Annotated in this window: 21 protein-coding genes; 11 read left to right on the top strand and 10 right to left on the bottom strand. The window is 41.8% G+C overall.

Annotated features, from left to right (window positions below):
- Nucleotides 1-72 precede the first annotated feature (72 nt).
- Nucleotides 73-672, top strand: a complete 600-nt coding sequence (locus tag BFS30_RS23605; protein ID WP_237028651.1) for a hypothetical protein — start codon at nt 73-75, stop codon at nt 670-672.
- Nucleotides 673-785: 113 nt separating this feature from the next.
- Here the strand turns inward: BFS30_RS23605 and BFS30_RS23600 are convergent, their stop codons facing one another.
- Both BFS30_RS23600 and BFS30_RS23595 read right to left on the bottom strand, forming a co-directional pair.
- Nucleotides 786-1091, bottom strand: coding sequence for an RNA recognition motif domain-containing protein (locus BFS30_RS23600; RefSeq protein ID WP_069381545.1), 306 nt, complete (start codon nt 1089-1091; stop codon nt 786-788).
- Between the two features lie 221 nt (nt 1092-1312).
- A complete protein-coding gene (locus BFS30_RS23595) occupies nt 1313-2164 on the bottom strand; it encodes a dienelactone hydrolase family protein (protein WP_069381544.1) in 852 nt (283 codons plus the stop codon).
- Nucleotides 2165-2369: 205 nt separating this feature from the next.
- On the opposite strand from BFS30_RS23595, the gene BFS30_RS23590 reads away from it, so the two are divergent.
- Nucleotides 2370-2993: a hypothetical protein gene (locus BFS30_RS23590; protein ID WP_083252211.1), complete on the top strand. Its 624-nt coding sequence runs from the start codon at nt 2370-2372 to the stop codon at nt 2991-2993.
- Nucleotides 2994-3066: 73 nt separating this feature from the next.
- Here the strand turns inward: BFS30_RS23590 and BFS30_RS23585 are convergent, their stop codons facing one another.
- Complete coding sequence (locus BFS30_RS23585) at nt 3067-3411, bottom strand: hypothetical protein (RefSeq protein ID WP_069381543.1); 345 nt, start codon at nt 3409-3411, stop codon at nt 3067-3069.
- Between the two features lie 400 nt (nt 3412-3811).
- Between BFS30_RS23585 and spt the strand changes: the two genes are divergently transcribed.
- Genes spt through BFS30_RS23570 form a run of 3 tightly spaced genes read left to right on the top strand, consistent with a single transcriptional unit; the run spans nt 3812 to nt 7155 of the window.
- Complete coding sequence (spt, locus tag BFS30_RS23580; RefSeq protein ID WP_069381542.1) at nt 3812-5017, top strand: serine palmitoyltransferase; 1206 nt, start codon at nt 3812-3814, stop codon at nt 5015-5017.
- Nucleotides 5014-6135 (top strand): hypothetical protein, encoded by a 1122-nt coding sequence (locus tag BFS30_RS23575; RefSeq protein WP_069381541.1) that lies wholly within the window; start codon nt 5014-5016, stop codon nt 6133-6135. The genes spt and BFS30_RS23575 overlap by 4 nt, the downstream gene beginning before the upstream one ends.
- A gap of 33 nt (nt 6136-6168) precedes the next feature.
- Nucleotides 6169-7155, top strand: a complete 987-nt coding sequence (locus BFS30_RS23570; RefSeq protein ID WP_069381540.1) for an NAD-dependent epimerase/dehydratase family protein — start codon at nt 6169-6171, stop codon at nt 7153-7155.
- Here the strand turns inward: BFS30_RS23570 and BFS30_RS27600 are convergent.
- The 3 genes from BFS30_RS27600 to xseA are packed head-to-tail and all read right to left on the bottom strand — an operon-like array spanning nt 7150 to nt 9665.
- Complete coding sequence (locus BFS30_RS27600; RefSeq protein WP_083252210.1) at nt 7150-8070, bottom strand: tetratricopeptide repeat protein; 921 nt, start codon at nt 8068-8070, stop codon at nt 7150-7152. The two genes, BFS30_RS23570 and BFS30_RS27600, sit on opposite strands and share 6 nt — an antisense overlap.
- A 40-nt stretch (nt 8071-8110) precedes the next feature.
- Complete coding sequence (gene xseB / locus BFS30_RS23560) at nt 8111-8314, bottom strand: exodeoxyribonuclease VII small subunit (protein WP_069381539.1); 204 nt, start codon at nt 8312-8314, stop codon at nt 8111-8113.
- Nucleotides 8292-9665, bottom strand: coding sequence for an exodeoxyribonuclease VII large subunit (xseA, locus tag BFS30_RS23555; protein WP_208603002.1), 1374 nt, complete (start codon nt 9663-9665; stop codon nt 8292-8294). The genes xseB and xseA overlap by 23 nt, the downstream gene beginning before the upstream one ends.
- A 101-nt stretch (nt 9666-9766) precedes the next feature.
- On the opposite strand from xseA, the gene BFS30_RS23550 reads away from it, so the two are divergent.
- Both BFS30_RS23550 and BFS30_RS23545 read left to right on the top strand, forming a co-directional pair.
- Complete coding sequence (locus BFS30_RS23550) at nt 9767-10027, top strand: YtxH domain-containing protein (protein WP_069381538.1); 261 nt, start codon at nt 9767-9769, stop codon at nt 10025-10027.
- A gap of 9 nt (nt 10028-10036) precedes the next feature.
- Nucleotides 10037-10276 (top strand): hypothetical protein, encoded by a 240-nt coding sequence (locus BFS30_RS23545; protein ID WP_069381537.1) that lies wholly within the window; start codon nt 10037-10039, stop codon nt 10274-10276.
- Here BFS30_RS23545 and BFS30_RS23540 read toward each other — a convergent pair.
- On the bottom strand, nt 10273-11301 hold the full coding sequence (locus BFS30_RS23540) for a S66 peptidase family protein (RefSeq protein WP_069381536.1): 1029 nt from the start codon (nt 11299-11301) through the stop codon (nt 10273-10275). The two genes, BFS30_RS23545 and BFS30_RS23540, sit on opposite strands and share 4 nt — an antisense overlap.
- A gap of 185 nt (nt 11302-11486) precedes the next feature.
- Here BFS30_RS23540 and BFS30_RS23535 point away from each other — a divergent pair, with 185 nt between their 5' ends.
- The 4 genes from BFS30_RS23535 to BFS30_RS23520 are packed head-to-tail and all read left to right on the top strand — an operon-like array spanning nt 11487 to nt 16480.
- On the top strand, nt 11487-12503 hold the full coding sequence (locus BFS30_RS23535; RefSeq protein ID WP_069381535.1) for a PmoA family protein: 1017 nt from the start codon (nt 11487-11489) through the stop codon (nt 12501-12503).
- A 39-nt stretch (nt 12504-12542) separates the two neighbouring features.
- The gene (locus BFS30_RS23530; protein ID WP_069382630.1) at nt 12543-13904 is read left to right on the top strand and encodes a 3-keto-disaccharide hydrolase; all 1362 of its coding nucleotides are present in this window, start codon (nt 12543-12545) and stop codon (nt 13902-13904) included.
- A gap of 12 nt (nt 13905-13916) precedes the next feature.
- The gene (locus BFS30_RS23525) at nt 13917-15275 is read left to right on the top strand and encodes a Gfo/Idh/MocA family protein (RefSeq protein WP_069381534.1); all 1359 of its coding nucleotides are present in this window, start codon (nt 13917-13919) and stop codon (nt 15273-15275) included.
- A 2-nt stretch (nt 15276-15277) separates the two neighbouring features.
- Nucleotides 15278-16480, top strand: a complete 1203-nt coding sequence (locus tag BFS30_RS23520; protein ID WP_069381533.1) for a Gfo/Idh/MocA family protein — start codon at nt 15278-15280, stop codon at nt 16478-16480.
- 63 nt (nt 16481-16543) lie between these two features.
- Here the strand turns inward: BFS30_RS23520 and BFS30_RS23515 are convergent, their stop codons facing one another.
- The 3 genes from BFS30_RS23515 to BFS30_RS23505 all read right to left on the bottom strand — a co-directional run bounded on the left by BFS30_RS23515 (nt 16544) and on the right by BFS30_RS23505 (nt 20821).
- The gene (locus tag BFS30_RS23515) at nt 16544-17560 is read right to left on the bottom strand and encodes a type IX secretion system membrane protein PorP/SprF (RefSeq protein ID WP_069381532.1); all 1017 of its coding nucleotides are present in this window, start codon (nt 17558-17560) and stop codon (nt 16544-16546) included.
- 277 nt (nt 17561-17837) lie between these two features.
- The gene (locus tag BFS30_RS23510) at nt 17838-19523 is read right to left on the bottom strand and encodes a sodium/sugar symporter (protein WP_069381531.1); all 1686 of its coding nucleotides are present in this window, start codon (nt 19521-19523) and stop codon (nt 17838-17840) included.
- A 131-nt stretch (nt 19524-19654) separates the two neighbouring features.
- A complete protein-coding gene (locus BFS30_RS23505; RefSeq protein WP_069381530.1) occupies nt 19655-20821 on the bottom strand; it encodes an MFS transporter in 1167 nt (388 codons plus the stop codon).
- Nucleotides 20822-20906 lie beyond the last annotated feature (85 nt).

Here is a 20906-nt window from a genome sequence, read left to right as displayed (position 1 = left end):
AAAAACGGACGGCATAGCGGGTCAAAAGAAACAAAAATACCTTTCAGGTGTTAGGTCATGAAAAGGAAAGAAATGAAAAAGGAAATTCCAAAACAGGAAGAAGGATCAGAGATGGATGTTTTTGAGAAAACATTGTTAAAAGACGAAACCGAAGCGAATGCGTGTTATGCCCTGGCTAAAAAACGTTTGCTGGAAGTTTTCAATTGGGATGAGCTTTGCGGATTCCCTTCGGCAACATTTACACTCACTGATGCTTCCGGAAAAACGGTGAAACGTGCGGCAATGGAGGGTGACCATTTTAAAATCAACATACCAGGTCCCGGAACAACTACGGGCGACGGATTTGACTGGGTAGTTGTAGAGCTCATCAAAGAAGAGCAGTCTTCAGCAGGGCAAACGATCATCATGAGAGCAAGACCGGCCGCCAATCCTTTACACCTAAATCCGGAAACCGCGCATTTTTTTAAAGATAAAGCAACATCCACTTTTACGGTTACAAGAGAAGGCCTGGAGGTCAGAGCAGAAGTGCATGGGAGAAACGAAGTTCCCAATTCAGATACCAGTGTGCTGATCAATAATGTCAGAAATGTACTGGTTGGATGGGGCGCCAAAATTGGATTTTCTTATCCACAGTGGAAAAGTCTGGTTACTGCATTGGTAAACCAGAAATAATCACTCATAGCATCCAAATAAAAAAGCAGCAAATACGATATAAGTCATATTTGCTGCCCTATATGGATTGATCTATAAGAATAGAATCTTAAACTGTAATAAGAAAAAAGCTATTAATAGCTTTTCTCTGTACGGTTGTTGCGTTTAAAGCCACCACCAGCTCCTCCACCAGTACCTGGTTTTTCCTGAGCTTCAGCAACTTTAATTCGATTACCGTTATAATCGCCACCGTTCATGCGTTTGATTGCTTCTTTTGCCTCTTCTTCTACCGGCATTTCCACAAAACCAAACCCACGACTTTGACCAGTCTCGCGATCTTTGATAATCCTAAGTGATTTTACTTGACCGAAATCACCAAATACGGCTGTTAATTCATCTTCCCCTACTTCTAACGGAAGGCCTGTAATAAATATCTTCATTAATGTTTAAAAATTTGCACAAAGTTAAGCATTCTTAGCTTAAATTCCAATGCTAGTGTCAGTTATAAGTATAATTATCAATTTAATCTTCAAACAACTGGAAAACGTTTTTTGTTTTAGTTAGCGGAAATTCTTATTGACCCTAATAATCCGGCCTGTTAGCGGGGAGGTCAACCTACTCAGTATGTGGTTGCAAAGCCGGAATCTCAGGATGATCTTCTTTAGGATAACTTTGATTTAAACAGATCGATGGTCCTCTCCCATGCCAGTTTAGCTGCAGCCTCATTATACCTTGTCGGAGAGGTATCATTGTTGAAGGCATGGTTCACTCCTTCATATATGAACAACTGATAAGGAATATGGTGGAGCTTTAATGCTGCTTCATAGGCTGCGATTCCGGCATTGATCCTTTCATCGAGACCTGCATAGTGTAACATCAGGCTGGCTTTGATCTTTCCTGCATCTTCTGCTTTTGCCTGTGCCCCATAATAAGCTACGGCTGCTAACAGATTGGGGTCATTTACCGCCAGCTTGTTGGCCATTCCTCCTCCCCAGCAGAAACCTACACAACCCACCTTTCCATTCCCATCTTTGTGTTTCCTTAAATAATCAAGCCCTTTCAGGTAATTCTGAAGGTTCTTTTCCGGGTCAAGCTGTCCGATCAGATCCCGGGCTTTATCTTCATCTGCAGGAGTGCCTCCAAAAGAAGAGAGTGCATCTACACCCAGGGCTAAAAAACCTGCTGAGGCTACTCTTTTTGTGACCGCAATCGTATGTGGATTTAATCCGCGGTTTTCATGGATCACCAGTACTGCCCCGAGGTGTTTCTTATCTTTTGGCCTGGCCAGAACGCCTTTCATCTCCCCTTCTGCTCCAGGGTAAGTAATGTTTTCCAGGCTAAGGGCTTCATCGTCGGTTTCGGCTGCTGCGGCATAATTGTTTTCCAGCAATGGAAGGATGGTTAAGGCTAGTGCAGTACTGCCGGTAAGAAGAGCCAGTTTCCTGATAAAGTCTTTTCTGTTGATGCCACTGTGGGTGTATTCGTCGTAAAGATTGATAATTCTTTGATCCATAATGAAAAGTTTATTGAATAATACCTCTACCAATATAGGAAATAGTAATCTTATAGCAGATTGATACTAAGAAAATTACTGAAAAATATTCTGCTTTTTTGGTATAAATTTCAGGGTAATATATTAAATTGGTTTAATGTTTGTAAAGCTAACAGATCAATACACTATGAACAGTTTATAAAACAGCGTATCAAAAAACAAAATCATGAAAAAACTATTTTCATTACTGACCATCCTGAGCTTCTGCGTAAGTTTAGGTATGGCGCAAACTGCCCAACCTGCACAAACCGTTGCCACACAAAAAGCCAAAAAGGAAGTCAGTAAGGCAAAGGCAGATGCGAAGAAGGAAGCTGCTGCAGCTAAGGCTGCTGCCAAAAAAGAAACAGTGGCAGCAAAAAAGGCTGCAGATAAAGCCGCTGCTTCCGGTGCGAAGCTTAAAAAAGACGGTACTCCCGACAAACGTTATACAAACGCTAAAGAAGTAGCGGCGGAGACATCGAAAAAAACGGCCAGCAAAGCTGCTGCTAAAAAAGAAGAAGCAGTAAAAGAAGTTAAGGCAAGCACTCCCGGTTTGAAAAAAGACGGTACTCCGGACAAGCGTTACACGGCAAGTAAGGAAAAAGCAGAAGCTGCAGTGAAAGAGACCAAAACCAGAGCTACTCAGGTTAAAAAAGAAGCAACTTCGACGGTAACACCAAAAGATTATAAGCCTACAGTGGACAGAAGTCTGCAAGGGCCAAACGGAGAACAGATTTTAACCGGCCCACGTGGTGGAAAATATTATATCAATAAAAACGGTAACAAAACTTATGTGAAAAGAGAAGGTTAATTCCGCTCTTTTGTTTCCTAAAAAAAAGGCGATAAGGTATACCCTATCGCCTTTTTTATGAACTGCAACCGGATTATCTCTCTCCGGTTTTATAAACATTGAATTTCTGATTTCTGATGGGTTGTCCTTTGATGGATAAGGATTCTCCTTTATGGTCCCGGGTTGCTTTGATCTCAAAAGGCTCCTCTGTTTTTTGAGCTGCTTCAAAAGCAATCTTCAATCTGTCGATAAAAGTATCTGCAGCTACCGCCCATTTTTTATCTTTATACCAGAAGTAGGCAAACACATTTCTTGTTCCCCCTTTTAGCTTTCCATCTAATCTGATGTAAGCGTTATTTGCCTCCTTTAATGGTTCAACAGCTTTTTGGTAAAATTCAGTGAAATTCTCGAACGTTGGTATAATATTAATAGTACTCATCTAATCTTTTTTCTTCAAAAATACATAAAATCTTCAGATCAGACAGAATGAGCTTTTATTTATGCTTTTTTAGATTTTACTTTATTTTTTGGTATCAATATTGTATACTTGGTTGACAATTGATGTGAAGGCTTTCTACTTTATGAAGGTTTAACAGGGAGAAATTATAAGAAAATTGTAAATTTTGTTTTAAAAAGTAATATATTCAGTCTTGAATGACTTCAAGTTTTGTTTTCTGTGTTTATGATCTTAGATTTGAAAAGTTTTTCCGTATTTGACAAATTTGTCAAACCTAAAGACTAAACCCAGGGAAAGATTATTAAAGACAGAGCTAATAACCTTTCTGAGAAACCAACAACACATCAACAAAAGCTCAGAGATCTAAACATACAGTACTAGCATGCGCAAAAAATTACACGATAGGATAGCCGCTTTTAAAGACGCTACAGCAATCAAGGAAAAAGGCTTATACCCTTACTTTCGGGCCATAGAATCAGGACAGGATACTGAAGTGGTAATAGATGGAAAAAAGGTGCTGATGTTTGGCTCTAACTCCTATCTTGGATTGACTAACCACCCAAAAATAAAAGAAGCAGCAAAAGCGGCAATTGATAAATATGGTACCGGATGTGCCGGATCAAGATTCCTGAACGGAACACTTGATATACACATCGAACTGGAAAGAAGACTTGCTGCTTATGTTGGTAAGGAAGCTGCTGTACTTTTTAGTACAGGATTTCAGGTAAATCTTGGAGTGATCTCCTGCTTATTGGACAGAAACGATTACCTCATCCTTGATGAGTACGATCATGCCTCCATCATTGACGGAAGCCGTCTTTCATTTTCAAGGTCTATTAAGTATGCCCATAATGACATGGATGACCTTCGTAAAAAACTAAGCCGCCTGCCGGAAGATTCGGCTAAGCTGATTGTTGCGGACGGTATCTTCAGTATGGAAGGTGATCTGGTAAACTTGCCGGAAATTGTAAAAATTGCAGAAGAGTTCGGTGCAAATATTATGATGGACGATGCACACAGTCTGGGTGTAATCGGCTTTAACGGATCTGGAACAGCTTCGCATTTCGGTCTTACCGATCAGGTGGACCTGATTATGGGTACTTTCAGTAAGTCATTGGCTTCTCTCGGAGGTTTCATTGCAGGAACTGAAGAGACCATTGAATATGTAAAACATAGGGCACGTTCTTTAATGTTCAGTGCAAGTATGCCACCTTCAGCAGTTGCAAGTGTCATTGCAGCTCTGGATATCATTGAGTCTGAGCCGGAGCGTATCGACCAGCTCTGGGCAAACACCAATTATGCAAAGAAGTTATTATTGGAAGCAGGATTTGATATCGGTCATACCGATAGCCCGATTATTCCGGTATACATCAGAGATAATGATAAAACTTTTATGATTACCAATATCCTGAGCAATAATGGGATCTTTGTGAATCCGGTAGTTTCTCCGGCAGTACCTTCGGATGCTTCCCTGATCAGGTTCTCATTAATGGCTACACATACTTTCGCTCAAATTGAAGAAGCAATCGAGAAAATTGCAGCGGCAGCAAAAGAGGTGCAGTTAAAACCTTCTCAGGTAGCTATATGAGGAATATCGTTGCTGTAGACAACAAAAAGAAATTAGCAGCTTTTATTGATTTTCCGCACGAGCTGCATAAAAATGATCCGAATTATGTTCCGGAACTTTTCATCGCACAAAGTGACATGCTTACCCCTGGTAAGCATCCATTTCACGAGCATTCAACTTTGCAGTTGTTTCTGGCTTATGAAGGCGATCGGGTTGTAGGGAGAATTGCGGGTATTCAGAACAACAACCACAATAAGAAAAACAACACTACTGAAGGACATTTCGGCTTTTTTGATTGTATCAACGATCAGGAAGTCGCAGATCAATTGATTGATGCGGCTTCAAAATGGTTGAAGGAACGGAACATGACCAGTATGGTCGGTCCGTTGAATTTCTCCACCAATGATATCTGCGCCTTATTAATCGAGGGATTTGATGGCCCACCGGTGGCCATGATGCCTTATAATCCTCCTTATTATCTGCAACTTTTAGAAAATTCAGGTTTTTATAAAAAGGTAGATCTAAGGGCTTATAAATTTATTGCCGGCGAATACAATGACCGTTCCTTAAAATTGGCAGAAGCCATTCAGGAACGCCTGAAACGCAATAACATCATCATCAGAAAGATCAATATGAAGGATTTCTGGAATGAGGTGATAAAAGTCCGCGAAGTTTATAACGCCGCATGGGATCACAATACTGGTTTTGTGCCGGCAACAGATAAAGAATTCCATTACCTGGCCAAAGACCTTAAAATGATTGTCGACCCTGATTTTGTGTATATCGCAGAACAGGAAGGGAAAATGGTGGCGATCTCACTTTCGGTTCCTGACCTCAATCAGGCCCTGATCAAAGTTAAAAGAGGCCGTTTATTTCCCTGGGGGCTGATCAAGTTATTATGGTATAAAAGGAAGATCAAGGGGCTTAGAATTATGGCCCTTGGTGTGATGGATGGTTACCGCAAAATGGGTATAGAAGCTTGTTTGTATGGACTGACCATTAAAACTTTCCAGGAGAAAAAATTTGAATATGCAGAAGCTTCCTGGACCTTGGAACACAATACTCTGGTCAACAGTGCAATTGAGCAAATCAATGGCAAGTTGTACCGGAAATATAGAATCCTGGAAAAAGCGATATAATCAAATCATTAAGAAATCCTACAAAAAACACGGATGAAAAAGGTACTGATTACCGGAGCAACTGGCTTTGTTGGTTATCATTTGATCAATAAAGCACTCGCTGCCGGATTAGAAGTGTATGCTGCTGTACGTCCGGATACGGATAGGACGCATTTGAAAGAATTTGATATACAGTATACCCACCTGGATTATAGTTCCGTAGACAGCCTGAAAAGAGAGCTGGAAGAAAAACAATACCAGTATATCATTCATGCGGCGGGAATCACCAAGGCAAAAACAAAGGAAGCTTATAATAAGGTCAATGCGGAATACTCCAGAAACCTGGCCTTAGCCGCAAATACCGCTGCGATAAATCTGGAGAAATTTGTATTTGTCAGTAGCCTTGCAGCATTGGGCCCGCTTACAGATTTAACCGCGGAGATTCAGGACGATACCCCCGGACGTCCGGTAACGAACTATGGGGCCAGCAAGCTACTGGCTGAACAATACCTGGCAGAAATATCAGGACTTCCATTGATTGTGATTCGCCCTACTGCAGTATACGGACCGAGAGAGAAAGATTTATTTATCCTCTTCAATAGCATCAATAAAGGATTGGAACCTCATATCGGTAGTTTTACACAACAACTGAGCTTTGTATATGTAACAGACCTTGCTACAGTGATCGTAAAAGCGCTGTTCTCTTCCCTGGTGTCCAGACAATTTAATGTTTCCGACGGACATGTTTACAACCGTTACGCGCTGGCTGATGGCCTGAAAAAAGCATTGCATAAAAAGACCCTGAAATTCCACCTGCCGGTCCCTGTTGTGGGAGCCATGGCAGCATTAATGGATATCTTTTATGCAAAGAGCAGGAATACTCCTGCTCTGAATAAAGAAAAAATGGCCGAACTTACCGCCATTAACTGGGCTTGTAATATCGGCCATGTAAAAGCTGACCTTGGCTATGATCCGGAATTTGACCTTGAAAAAGGACTCAATGAAACCGTTAGCTGGTATAAAAGCAACAACTGGTTATAGTTTTACTTTCGAGCTTAAAAATTTAAGGTATTTTTTATCATCTTCAAACAGCTCTTTACCTTCCAGTTTATAGGCATGGTGCAGGTAGTCTGTGGCATGTTTTTCTTCCTTTAGCTCCAGGTAGCTTTGCCCCATACGAAGCAATACAAACGCACTTGGATCTTCAGCCCCATAAATCTGGTAGGCACGGTGCAAATGATCTAAAGCTTCCTTATACTTTTGTTCGCTGAAATAAGCATCGCCGATAGAGGCCGATATCCAGGCCGTAGCCTCCCAGTCGTCCTTAGGCTGTGGTAATACGTCCAGCGCCTTATTAAATGCATCGATAGCGCCTGAGTAATTCTCTTTGTCCATTTCTGCATTACCTTCTTCACAATACTTTTCCAGAAGCTCCTGTTGTTCTTCCGTAAGTTCCAGCTGCTCCTCGTCTTTGTTAGGAACAAAATCGGCTTTAAAATCTTCAAATTCCTGGTCGTCCATCAAGGCAATCCTCAGGTAATCAGAATTCTCATCCTGGAAAATACGACTCCCTTCTTTTTCATAGGCAATACCAAAAAAGTCCCTGGCTTTGTCCAGCTCTTTCAGCGCATAATAAATTGCTCCTGTAGTTAAGAAATGACGCATGGAACTGATCTTTTGATGGCTCATTTTTTCTTTCAGGTAATCAGTCTCTTCCAGGAAATAAGGCAAGGCCTTTTCTAGTTCTCCCGTCTGTTCATAAAAAGAATAAATGCTGTCCAGCACTACCCCTCCCACGTTACTGTTCTCCTTAGGCCCGGAAATGGAACCGTTGATCTGCAACAACATTTGTTCTGCAGCTTCAAAATCTGAGGCCTCCGTTAAATCATAAACCTGGTCAATCTTATTGAAAAACTCTTCTTCTTGTTCGGCATTAAAATTCCCTTGTGTTGACATATTGTTTAAGCTTTAATGGTTTACGAATCTGGCTAAGATACTACTTTTGATTCTCCATTTGCTTAATGATTTTATTTACTTCAGTCTCGGTTGCGCGCAACTTGTTCTGACAGAATTCAATGAGCTCGGATGCCCGCTTTACCTTTTCGGCCAGGATATCTACTGAAACAGATTCAGTTTCTATTTCCTGAGCAATCTCGGCAAGTTCCCGGTAAGCCAACTCATAAGTTAAATTCGTTTTCATCGTATACTGATTTAGATTTTACAATAGTTTTTATTTCTACATTGGCCAGCCTTACCGTCAATTCTGCACCTGGTTCAATCTGGTCCGGATTTCCGGTGATTTTTCCGTCGACTTTAAGGATGGCAAATCCTTTATTCAGAATGTTCTGCGGACTCATAATCCTCATGACCGATTGAAAATGTGCGATATGAGCACCCTTGTTCAGAAAATACATTTTACTGTACGATTGCAGGTTTTGCATCAGATTGCTCAGGTCTTTTCGTTTATTGGAAATAATGATTCTGGGATTAGTCAGCATCACTCCGGATAAGTTTATGATGTTTTTATGATGGTCATGCAACAGGTTTCTGGTGGTGTTAATGGTGATCTGATTGAGACGGACCAACCTGTCTTTATGGTGATTAATCATCTGATAGCTTTTAATCAGAATCATTTTTTGTATGCCAATCAGGTTGTCTTCAAAAGCCCGGTTATGAGCAATGATAAATTCCGCGGCTTTGGTAGGTGTTTTGGTTGAGGTATGTGCCATTAAATCGGCAATGGTCTCATTTTTCTGATGGCCGATGCCGGTGATGATCGGAATCGGAAATTTGGCGATCGCCCGGTTGAGTTCGTAATTGTCAAAAATCAGAAAATCCGTCTGTGCACCTCCCCCTCTGATAATCACAAGCGCATCATAAGGTTTTTGTGATTCATAGACTTCGATGAGCCTGGCCAGGAATTGTTTGGCATTTCCATCTCCCTGAACCAGCGCAAAATAATCGTCGACATCAAACTGGTAGCCAAAAGGATTGTGCTGCAGCGTGTGCTTAAAGTCCTGAAAACCGGCAGAAGTATCCGAAGAAATTACGGCAATCCGCTGGATCACCTGATTCAGCACCAGTCCGCTGTTTCTGGTCAGGTACCCATCCCCCGCTCTCTTGATAAAAGCCTGGTTTTCACGAAGCAGTTTTTCCAGTGTTTCTTTTCGTTGCTGTTCAAACAGGCCCAATGTGAAATTGGTATCAATGTCCAGCACATTGAGCTGCAGGCCAAAAGAGGGATTATACTGTACAGATACCTGAATGAGTACATTGATGTCATTTTTAAATTTCTGACCTGTTGCTTTTTCGAAATTGGAAATATTAATTGAGGCATTGCCCCAGGCCCTTCCGGCTACTTTGGCCAGTATTTTTGCGGCCGACTTATCCTTCTCCACCAAATCAAAGTAATGGTAATTGCTTTGAGGTTTATAAGTATAATTGGTAATGTCGGCAATAATCCAAAAAGTTTTATGACCGAAAAATCCATCAATTACCTGTTGAATTTGGCCGGTCAGCTCAGACAGTTTTATAGAAGGAATAGTGTTCAAGGGTTATAAATATCTATGATAATTGTCTAAAGTTAGGAATTCTAAAAACAAATCCGGTGTTGTATCAGTTTATAATGAACGGATAGAACAATAAAATTTTTATGAACGAAAATACAAGAATACTATTGGGTGTATTTGCAGGGTTGGCAGCAGGTGCTGCATTAGGTTTATTGCTTGCACCGGAAAAGGGAACGGATACCCGGGATGAACTCAGTCTTTCTTTAAAAGATCTGGGCCATGGCCTTCAGGATGGTGCTGAAAATAAAATTAATCATTTAGGAAATATTAAAGATCGCCTGAGCAATGCAATCGGCACCAGCTTTGACAGGGATGATTATAACGATCATGTGGAGCACGTATAGACAGGATAAATGGGAAAAATTTACGATTACAAAGGGATCCACAATTTAAAGGACCTTAAAAATAAACAACAGGAGCTTCAAAATGAGGGGAATCTTCATGAGCAGTCGATCAAAGAGGGCGTTAAAACCTATATCCATCAGTATAGCCCGGGTTATCTGATTAATAAGTATACGAAAAAACCTAAGGAAAAAGTAGCTTCCCTATTTCATAAAGTGAAATCCTGGTTCAGTGGAAAAAAGAAGAGTTAGTAAAGTGAAGTTAGACTGCTTCCGCTACTATTGACTTCAAAAGTATGTCTGACTCCACATTTTAAGGCGAAATTATTTCTTTGATGGCCAACGGGAAAATCAAAACAGACCGGGTAATTGTATTCCCTGACCTTTTCCTGAACAATTTCGTATACCGTTTTTCCGAATTCTTCGCCTGGATCGTCGGGTTTCACCTTAAAACCACCGATAATCAGTCCTTGCAGCTGATCCAGCTTCCCGGTTCTTTTGAGGTTCCAGAACATGCGGTCGATGCGATACAGGTATTCTCCTGTATCTTCCAGAAATAAGATCTTACCTTCAGTCTTTAAGTCTGATTTACTTCCTGCCAGGGTTTCAATGATGCTGAGGTTCCCCCCGATAAGTATTCCTTCAACTTTACCTGCCCTGTTATAACTTAGTGGTGGGGCACTATACCTCAGCTGCTCCCCGCTTAGCGCCTGGCGTATAGAGAGAATGGTTTCTATCTGAACGGGATCTGCAAGTGTCCAGTCTGCAGGAAAGCTGTTGCACATTTTGGAATGAATGGAAGCAATTCCATATTTACGGCTCAGGTGACAATGCAATACGGTCACATCACTGAAACCAATCACCCATTTAGGACTGGCTATAAAACGATCAAAGTTCAACTGATCAATAATACGTACTGCGCCATAGCCACCTCTGGCACACATAATCGCTTTTAATTCCGGATCATCAAGCATGTTTTGCAGGTCAAGCAGCCGCTCTTGATCAGATCCGCCGAAAGTGAAATCCCTGCGGTCTACAGTTTTTCCTACTTTAACCTTAAAGCCCCAGCTTTCCATCAGCTGGATGGAAGGCAGTATTTCTGCCATCGTGATAAAACCTGCCGGACAGGTGATCCCAATCGTATCCCCCGCTTTTAAGTAGTCGGGAATCTTTAAGCCAGATTCCGGCTCCGCTCCGCTTAAGTTTCCAAAAGATTTTAACGCAGGTAAGGTGAGCCCCATCATGGCCATAAAAGAAAGAAAATGTTTTCTGTTCATTTTGCAGATTGCTATACACAATGATAAGAGTAATTCAGGAAATACGGGCTTTTACTCCATCGTTTTCGTAATTTTTTAGTGTGATTAAGGCTGTTTTGGTGTACTTTATACGCTAAGTAAAGTATATTAGCTTAAAACACCAGTCCGGTTATCCGGGCTTGATGGATTTATATACCTCACCGAATATGAACAAATATCTGATCCTGGCCCTTCTCGGCCTGAGTATGCGGCTTAATGCGCAGACTGGAAAAGTCACATTTCTCCGGCATAAAGACGCAAAGAAAATAGACGTTAACATAGATGGAAAATATTTCAGTAGTTTTCTTTACTCCGATAATATCGAAAAACCAATATTATATCCTTTAAATACAGCAAGCGGGCTGACCATTACCCGTGGTTTCCCATTAAAGACCCGTGATCAGGAAAGAACAGATCATCCCCATCATGTAGGTTTATGGCTGAATTATGAAAGCGTTAACGGACTCGACTTCTGGAACAATTCCTATAATATTCCGGCGGAGAAAAAAAATAAATACGGATGGATCAGGTCTGTTAAAATCACCCAGGTAAAAGAAGGCAAAATCGTTTATACCGCCAACTGGGAAAGGCAGGACCAACATGTACTGTTAAAAGAACAGACGACCCTGATATTCTCCGGGACGAAAGATAGCCGTACCGTTGACCGCATCACCACGCTGACGGCAAAAGATACTGTTCTCTTTAAAGATGTAAAAGATGGAATGCTCGGACTTCGGGTAACGAAAGAGCTGGAGCTTCCTTCGGATCAGGTTGCTGAGTTCAGCGATAGTCAGGGAAACCTGACGAAAGTCTCTGCATCCTCAAACGGAGCAAATGGAGATTACCTGACCAGCGCCGGAAAAAAAGGAAATGACGCCTGGGGAACAAGGGCTGACTGGTGCATGCTCTCAGGTGTAAAAGACGGACAGGAAATTGCCGTGACAATAATTGACCATCCTGAAAATCCGGGATATCCAACCTATTGGCATGCCCGTGATTATGGCCTGTTTGCCGCAAATCCCCTTGGACAGGAAATATTCAGTAAAGGAAAAGAGCAGCTGAACCTAAAACTTCTGCCCGGCTCTTCTGTCACCTTTAAATACCGGGTGCTCATTACTTCTTCAGCAAAACCAACTGCAGCAGAATTAAAGCAGGAAGCATTGAAATTCAGTAAAATAAAATAAGAACCACCATAATACATGGCATCAAACCAAAAACACACAATGAAAAGAAAACAGTTATTAATTCTAGCGGCTCTATTACTGGGGACAGTCCCCCTTTCTACACAAGCCCAGAAACAAAAATGGCAAAATCTGTTTAACGGAAAAGACCTGACCGGATGGAAACAACTAAACGGACAGGCAAAATATGAAGCGGTTAATGGAGAGATTGTAGGTACCACGGTATCCGATCAACCCAACTCCTTTCTGACCACAGAGAAGAATTATGGAGACTTTATCCTGGAACTGGAGCTATGGGTCGACCCATCCATGAATTCTGGAGTTCAGATCCGCAGTGAAAGCAAAGCGGATTATTCCAATGGAAGGGTACATGGTTATCAGGTAGAGATCGATCCCTCAGACCGCCAGTTTAGCGGAGGAATTTATGATGAATCAAGAAGAGGATGGTTGTATCCGCTGGACATCAATCCTACAGGAAAAACAGCTTTTAAAAATAATCAATGGAATAAGTACCGGGTAGAATGCATCGGTAATTCTATACGTACCTGGGTGAATGGCATTCCAACAGCAAATGTGGTGGATGCCCTTACTCCTTCCGGATTTATCGCGCTGCAGGTTCATAGCATCGGTAAAAATGACCAGCCCGGTAAACAGATCCGCTGGAGAAATATCCGCATTCAGACTGAAAACCTGAAACCTTCAAAAAATGACGGGATATTTGTAGTGAACCTGGTTCCAAACAACCTCTCTTCACAGGAAAAAGCAGAAGGATATGCTTTGCTATGGGATGGTAAATCCAGTAAAGGATGGAAAGGAGCTTATAAACCGGCTTTCCCTGAAAGCGGCTGGCTAATAAAAGATGGTGAATTGAGTGTGCAAAAATCGAATGGTGGCGAATCTACCAACGGTGGAGATATTGTGACAGAAAAACAATACTCAGCTTTTGAACTAAAATTTGATTTCAAACTTACGGAAGGTGCAAATAGTGGGATCAAATATTTTGTAACCTTGACCGAAGGAAATAAAGGCTCAGCAATCGGACCGGAATATCAGATTCTGGACGATGCCAGACATCCCGATGCGAAGCTTGGAAAAGATGGTAACCGTACACTGGGTTCTTTGTATGACCTGATGACGAGCAAGAAGATCCCTAATGCACAAAAAAAGATCGGCGAATGGAACAGAGGCTTGATCAGGGTATATCCGGATAATAAGATTGAGTATTGGCTGAATGGCTATAAAATTCTGGAATATACCAGAGGTTCCGCAGAATTTCTTGCCCTGGTAGCAGATAGTAAATATAAGAACTGGAAGGATTTTGGAATGGCGCCGAAAGGCCATATCCTGATCCAGGATCATGGAGATCAGGTATCTTTCAGAAGCATTAAATTGAAACAACTTTAAATCCCCCATATTATGTTATCTTCAAGAAGAAAATTTATTAAACAATCGGCTATTGCAGCTGCTGGTACCTATATGGGAACAATGGGTTTAAGTGCAAAAAGCTATGGAAATATTATAGGAGCCAACGACCGTGTAAGGGTTGGTGTAGTCGGGTTTTCTGACCGTTTTGCAGGTTCACTCCTGCCCTCTTTTTTAAACCATCACAAGGAGTTGAATTTTGATATGGTGGCGGTATCTGACCTCTGGAATTACCGCCGGGGCCTTGGTGTAGACCTGCTCAAAACAAAATTCGGACATGACATCACGGCTTGTCGCAACAATGAGGAATTGTATAGCCTGAAAGATATTGATGCTGTGATTGTCAGCACTGCTGATTTCCAGCATGCGGTACATACCATCGAAGCGATAAAAGCCAATTGTGATGTCTATTGCGAGAAACCCTTTGCGGAAACAATGGAAGATGCAAGGGCTGCGTTGAAAGCAGTGAAAGCATCTAAACAAATTGTGCAGATTGGTTCCCAAAGAAGAAGCGGTGGAAATTATAAAGCCGCGTCCAAATTTATTCAGGATGGCAAATTCGGAGACATCACTATGGTGGAGCTCAGCTGGAACGTGAACCAGCCGGGCCGTTGGCGCAGGCCTGACCTGGTGGCAAAATTGAAACAGGAAGATACAGATTGGAAGCGCTTCCTGATTAACCGCCCTTTTGAGGAATGGGACCCAAGAAAATATCTGGAGTATCGTCTTTTCTGGCCATATTCGTCGGGAATGCCGGGACAATGGATGTCGCACCAGATCGATACAGTGCATTGGTTTACGGGACTTCAGCATCCAAGAAGTGTAGTGGCCAATGGTGGAATATATCAATGGAAAGATGGTCGCCGGAACTGGGATACCACCACCGCCGTATTCGACTATGGGAAAGAAAACGATCCTCAGAATGGATTTCAGGTAGTATTCACGTCCAGAATGCACAACGGCGATGAAAATCCGGCAGAAATATATTATGCCAATGGTGGAGAGCTAAACCTAAATACCAATATGGTTTCTCCTCAGGGGGGATTAAAAGCCAATGCGGCAAGCGCAATGAAGATGCAGCCTAACCTGCTTCCGGAAATAAAACTGACAGACATGATGGAGAAAGTGGTTGCCTCAGCAAATACAGGTGGTGATAAACTGACTTCCGCGCATATGAGAAACTGGATGGAGTGTATCCGTAGCCGGCAACAGACCAACGCGCCGGTAGAAGCCGGTTATTACCATTCTATCGCAAATATCATGACCAATGCTGCGGTAAGAACAGGAAAAAAGGCGACATTCGATGCAGCAAAGCAGGAAGTGATGGTGGATGGTAAAGTCTTTAAATATTAAACATGTTCAGAAGAAAATTCATACAAAATACAGGGATTCTGGCCGGTGGATTATTGCTGCCTAAAGATATATTTGGAAAAGTAGACATCTTGGATCCGGCAGGAAAAATCAAAATAGCCGTAATTGGCTGTGGAGACCGGGGAAAAGGTCTTCTTCATATTGCCCGACAGCTTCAGGAAGAATTTGAAGTGGTTGCGATATGTGATGTACTGGATTTTAGACTCAAAGAGACATTAAAACAACAGCCAGGAGTAAAACAATATAAAGATTACAAGACCTTGCTGGATGATCGGACAATTGGGGCGGTATTCATCTCCACTCCTTTGAACATGCATTTCCCTATTGCCGTTGATGCGCTAAAGGCAGGTAAGCATGTTTATCTTGAAAAAACAATGACTTACAACATTACCGAGGCTTTAGACCTGGTGAAAATTGTTAAAGCACATCCTGATCAGATCTTACAGGTAGGTCATCAATACCGCTATGCTCCTATTTATTATAAGGTAAAGGAAATGATAGATAAGGGTTATCTGGGGAAAGTAACCCAGGTCGAGAGTCGTTGGGACAGGAACAACAACTGGCGTAGGAATGTTCCGGATCCATCTTTGGAAAGGAAGATCAACTGGCGTATGTATAAAGAATATTCAGGTGGACTGATGGCAGAACTTTTGTCCCACCAGATGGATTTTATCAATTGGGCATTTGATACCCGCCCACAGGAAATCTTTGCTACCGGGGGGATTGATTTTTATAAAGATGGCAGGGAGACTTACGACAATGTCCAGGTGATGTTCCGCTATGAGAAGGAAGGAATGATCGGGAATTTTGGCACTACTTTAGCCAATGAGCGCGATAGCTATTTATTTAAATTGAAAGGGACAAAAGGAACCATCTCTTTATTGGTAAATGAAGCTATATTTTATCCGGAAAAGTCCAGTAAAAAGGAATTGGAAACCGTTGATGGGGTAACGGGAGCTACGAAAATTGTTTGGGATAAAGACGGTGGAATTCCGATAAAAACAGACTCGCCTGCCAAAGATGGTACTTATTATTCGTTAAAGGATTTTCATAAATCTATTGTAGAAAAAAGCCAGCCGGATTCAAACGTGATTACCGGAGCTACCACTGCCATATGTGTTCACCTGGCCAACAAAGCGCTATATGGAGAATCTATAGAGAAGTGGGATCCAAAGTATAATGTTTAAATAAACGGGGATATTCAAATATCCTTCTATAATCCTGCCCACAAAAAAGCTGGTAAAAGATGCTTACCAGTTTTTTTGTGGGCAGGTTACTTTGTATCTGTTGTTTAACAACAGGCCGAGCACCACCTCATGACTGCCCGTACTTGCCCGACCTAATTCTGAAGTGGTAAAATCATAAGAATATCCCAGTACAAAAAGAGAACTTACGTTAAAGCCTGCAAGTACCGCAATGGCATCATTGGAGCGATAACTGGCCCCTATCCAGAATTTATCTTTAAATGCGACTTTCATATTCAGATCTGTCGAAACAGGTGCCGGTGATACGTATTTAAACATAACCGAAGGCAGGCCGGCGATCTCATCACTAATAAAGAATTTATATCCCGCAGTAAGAAAAACATGTGGAGCCTGCTTTCCCTGGTCGTAACTGGTATTTCTGGTAAAACTAATCGGTCTGTTTAATAATTGCTGTGCAGAGAGGCCGGCAAAGAATTTCGGGCCATATAACCATACTCCTGCTGCCAGATCAGGTTGTATTCTGGTGTCTGCATTTTCCGCAATGGCGGGGTCAAAATTGTTTTCCAGGCTGATTTTTGAAATGTCCAGTATCAACCTGGAGACCCCTGCCGCTACGCCTACGCTAAGGTTTAGTTTTGGAGATAAACCAAGGTGATAAGCGTAGGTTACTTTAAAGTCACTACTGGTGATGGGGCCCGTCCTGTCCACGACCCCGTATATGCCAATACCATGATGTGGCTCTGAAGCCATATAGGTCTGCATATAGCTGCGCTTCATCGGATTATTTCCTTTTTCATCAAAAGAGTTGGAATTGCCATACAGATATTGTTTTCCTAAAGGCATGTGCAGGGAAAAATAAGCCGTAATCGGTGCCTGGTTTATTCCACGCCACTGGTTCCTGTAGCCGAACCTGACGTCTGTATAATTCTCTATTCCGGAAATGGCCGGATTCAACAGGTAATTATTGAAAACGTATTGGGTGTACTGTGGCCTTTGTTGTGCTCTGGACAACATGGTCATGGTCAGTAATAGCAGCTGGGTAAATAATAGTCCTCTCCTCATTTAATACAGAATAGTTGATCATCCTGAAATAGTTTTCTGAACGTAAGTAAAGGATAACTAGTCATGACACTAATCTAAATACATAACATTAGTTAAACAAATTTCTGATTAACAAATATTTTATCGTATAAAAAATAATATTTCAATATTTTAATATTATTGGTAACTAAGTCAAATTAATTATAAAACAGACTGATTATTGATCAATTGAGGAGAAAGGATATGGCAAAAAAAAAGCCTCCACTATTAATGGAGGCTTTTTTTCTCTTGGCTCGGACTACCAGAATGCAGAATACAAAGCAACAAGTAAGCTGACAATGATTAATGCGCCTATGGCAAATGAAGTTGATACTTTAAACATTTTAGCGTCGATTTCAAGTCCTTTAGGAACAATTCCTTTTTTGTTTTCATAAATACTGATCAGGTACATTCCCAGGATACATACTGCAAAAACAATCAGCATTCTGTCCATAAAAGGAATTTCAAATACTCCTGAAGAATTGGCTACTGCCCATCCATATTCATAAAGACCAGAGAGGTCAACCCATCCTGGTAAGAATTTAAGAATTACTGAAACGATGAAACCCCCAATAGTGGCGAACAAAGCTGCATTTGACGTGGTTTTCTTCCAGAAAAATCCAAGGATAAACATTGCAAAGATACCTGGAGATACAAATCCGGTATACTCCTGAATGTATTGGAATCCTTGTTTTCCTTCGCCCATAAGTGCGTCACCTACAATCAGAGAAAGCACTACAGCAATCAGCATAGACACCACTACAGTGATCTTTCCTACATTCACCATTTTGCGTTCTCCCGCATTTGGTTCGAATGCTTTCTTATAAATATCCAGGGTAAAGATGGTCGCTATACTGTTTGCTTTTCCGGCAAGAGAAGCCACGATTGCTGCGGTTAATGCAGCAAAAGAAAGCCCTTTCAAACCTACAGGTAACAAGCCCAGCAATGCCGGATAAGCTTTGTTTGGATCCTGAACACCGGAAGAGGTCAGCAAATTGCTGCCGTTTATTCCGCCCATGTTATCCTTAACGATTAAATATACGGCGATACCAGGAATTACGACAATAACGGGCATTAACATTTTCAGGAAGGCTGCAAATAAAAGACCTGACCTGGCTACTGGTAAAGATGCTCCCAGGGCCCTTTGTGTAATGTATTGATTACAACCCCAGTAACTTAAGTTAGCAATCCACATCCCTCCAATCAGGACACTTAAGCCCGGTAGATCCATATAGTTTGGATTGTCCTTTTTGAAGATTAAGTGGAAGTGCTCTGAAGCTCCTGTTCTCAGGAGTCCGAAACCTTTTACAAGGCCTTCTCCACCGGATATCAGGTTTAATGCGATATACGTGGCTACCAGTCCACCAAGAACTAAAAAGAAAACCTGGATCACGTCGGTATAACCAATTACTTTCATTCCTCCAAGGGTAATGAAAATCGCAAATATAGCAAGGGCAAGAATACAGGCGGTAAGGTCTAATCCTGAAATACCACTGATGGCCAGTGCCCCCAGGTATAGGATCGACATCAGGTTCACCACAATGTACAGCATGAGCCAGAATACGGCCATAATCATCGCTACTTTTTCATTGTACCGCTGACTTAGAAACTGAGGCATTGTGAAGATCTTATTCTTCAGGTAGACTGGCATAAAAAACACAGCTACAATGATTAATGTTGCTGAGGCCATCCATTCGTAAGCGGAAATGGCAAGACCAAGCTTAAAGCCGGAGCCGCTCATCCCAATCATCTGCTCTGCAGAAATGTTGGAAGCGATCAGAGAGGCGCCGATGGCCCACCAGGTTAAGGAACCTTCTGCTAAAAAATAATCTTTGGAATCTGCTGATGCAGTTTTCTTTTTGTAATAGATCCAGAAACCGTAGGAGGATACAATTACAAAATAAACGAAAAATACGATGTAATCGTATTTGTGAAGTGAGCTCATTGTGGTTTAAATGTTGATTAGCTAGCTAAAATATAAATTTATTCCGCATAACTTTCAGAAAGTAGCACAAAAGCAAAATAAATTTAAATAAAGAGCGGAATTTTGTGGTAATCAGGAGTCAGAACCTGAATTTATGGTTTGGGTTTATATATAAACTGCAAATAAAGAAGGGCGAGTAAAGTAATTCCGGCGCAATAGTAAAATGTAACGGGAATCATAGCCAGGTCGTCTATAAATAACCAGCCTGCAAGCAAAGCACCCAGTCCGATTCCAGCTTCCAGGGCAATGTACATGGTGGCCATCGCTTTTCCACGGTGAAGCGGGTTGCTCAGGTCTACTGTCCAGGCAGTGGCTGTTGGAGATAGCATTCCTGTTGCCACTCCATACAATGCGGAGGCCGACATCAGCATGAACGAGGAATCTGCTACCGCAATCCAAAACAATGATATGGCCAGCAGGAATAGTGAGATCTTCAGGATGATGGCTCTTCCATAACGGTCTGAAGCCTTTCCGGCTACAAAACGGATCAGCAAAGAGGTTAAAGTAAACACCATAAAAAACAATCCTTTATTACTCGTCCCAAGGTGTTTGCTCCAATCTGAAATTACCGTGAGAATGGCACCGTAACTGATATAACTCATGAAAATAATGACTACGGCAGGAATAACCCGCCATTCAATAATATCTTTCCTGTTGATCTTTAAATGAGAGAATCGGAACCGCTCTTTATCTGGCAGGGTCTCCTTCATATTGGCGAGGATCACAATAGACAGTAAAGCAAATAGCGAAGAACAATAAAATAGAATATTTATAGCGTAATAGTCGGTAATTGTACTTCCTATTGCGGGTCCGATAGCCAGCCCCGTACTGAAACACACACCGTGCACGCCCATCGCTTCTCCCCATCTGTTAACCGGCACTAAATCTGCTACATAAGCTGCTGTAGCTGTAGGTTTAAACCCGGTAGAAAAGCCATGGATTAACCTGAGAAAAAGAAAGCCTGCAACGGTGGTTAGCAAAGGGTAAAGAAAACCGCAGACAAAACATACCAATGAGCCGACTGCCATTACCGGAACCCTGCCAATGGTATCGGTAAGTTTTCCGCTGAATGGTCTGGATATCCCTGCCGTAAGTGTAAACAATGCAATGATCAGTCCTTTATATTCCGCCCCTCCCATATTGGTTAAATAGGCCGGTAATTCAGGAATCAGCATATTAAAGCTTGCGGAAAACAGAAAGGAACTTAAACAAACAAGTCCAAATTGTAAGGTATAAATGGTGTCGGAAGATCGCTGCATCGGGAAGTAATGGAATGTGCATCAAATATAGGTATATATCAGTCCCCATGAAAACCCTTTGTCTTGCCATTTGTTAGGAAAACAA

Origin of the sequence: Pedobacter steynii (assembly GCF_001721645.1) — a bacterium.
GTDB classification, from domain to species: Bacteria; Bacteroidota; Bacteroidia; order Sphingobacteriales; family Sphingobacteriaceae; genus Pedobacter; species Pedobacter steynii_A.
This window is presented reverse-complemented; position numbering and strand designations above follow the sequence as displayed.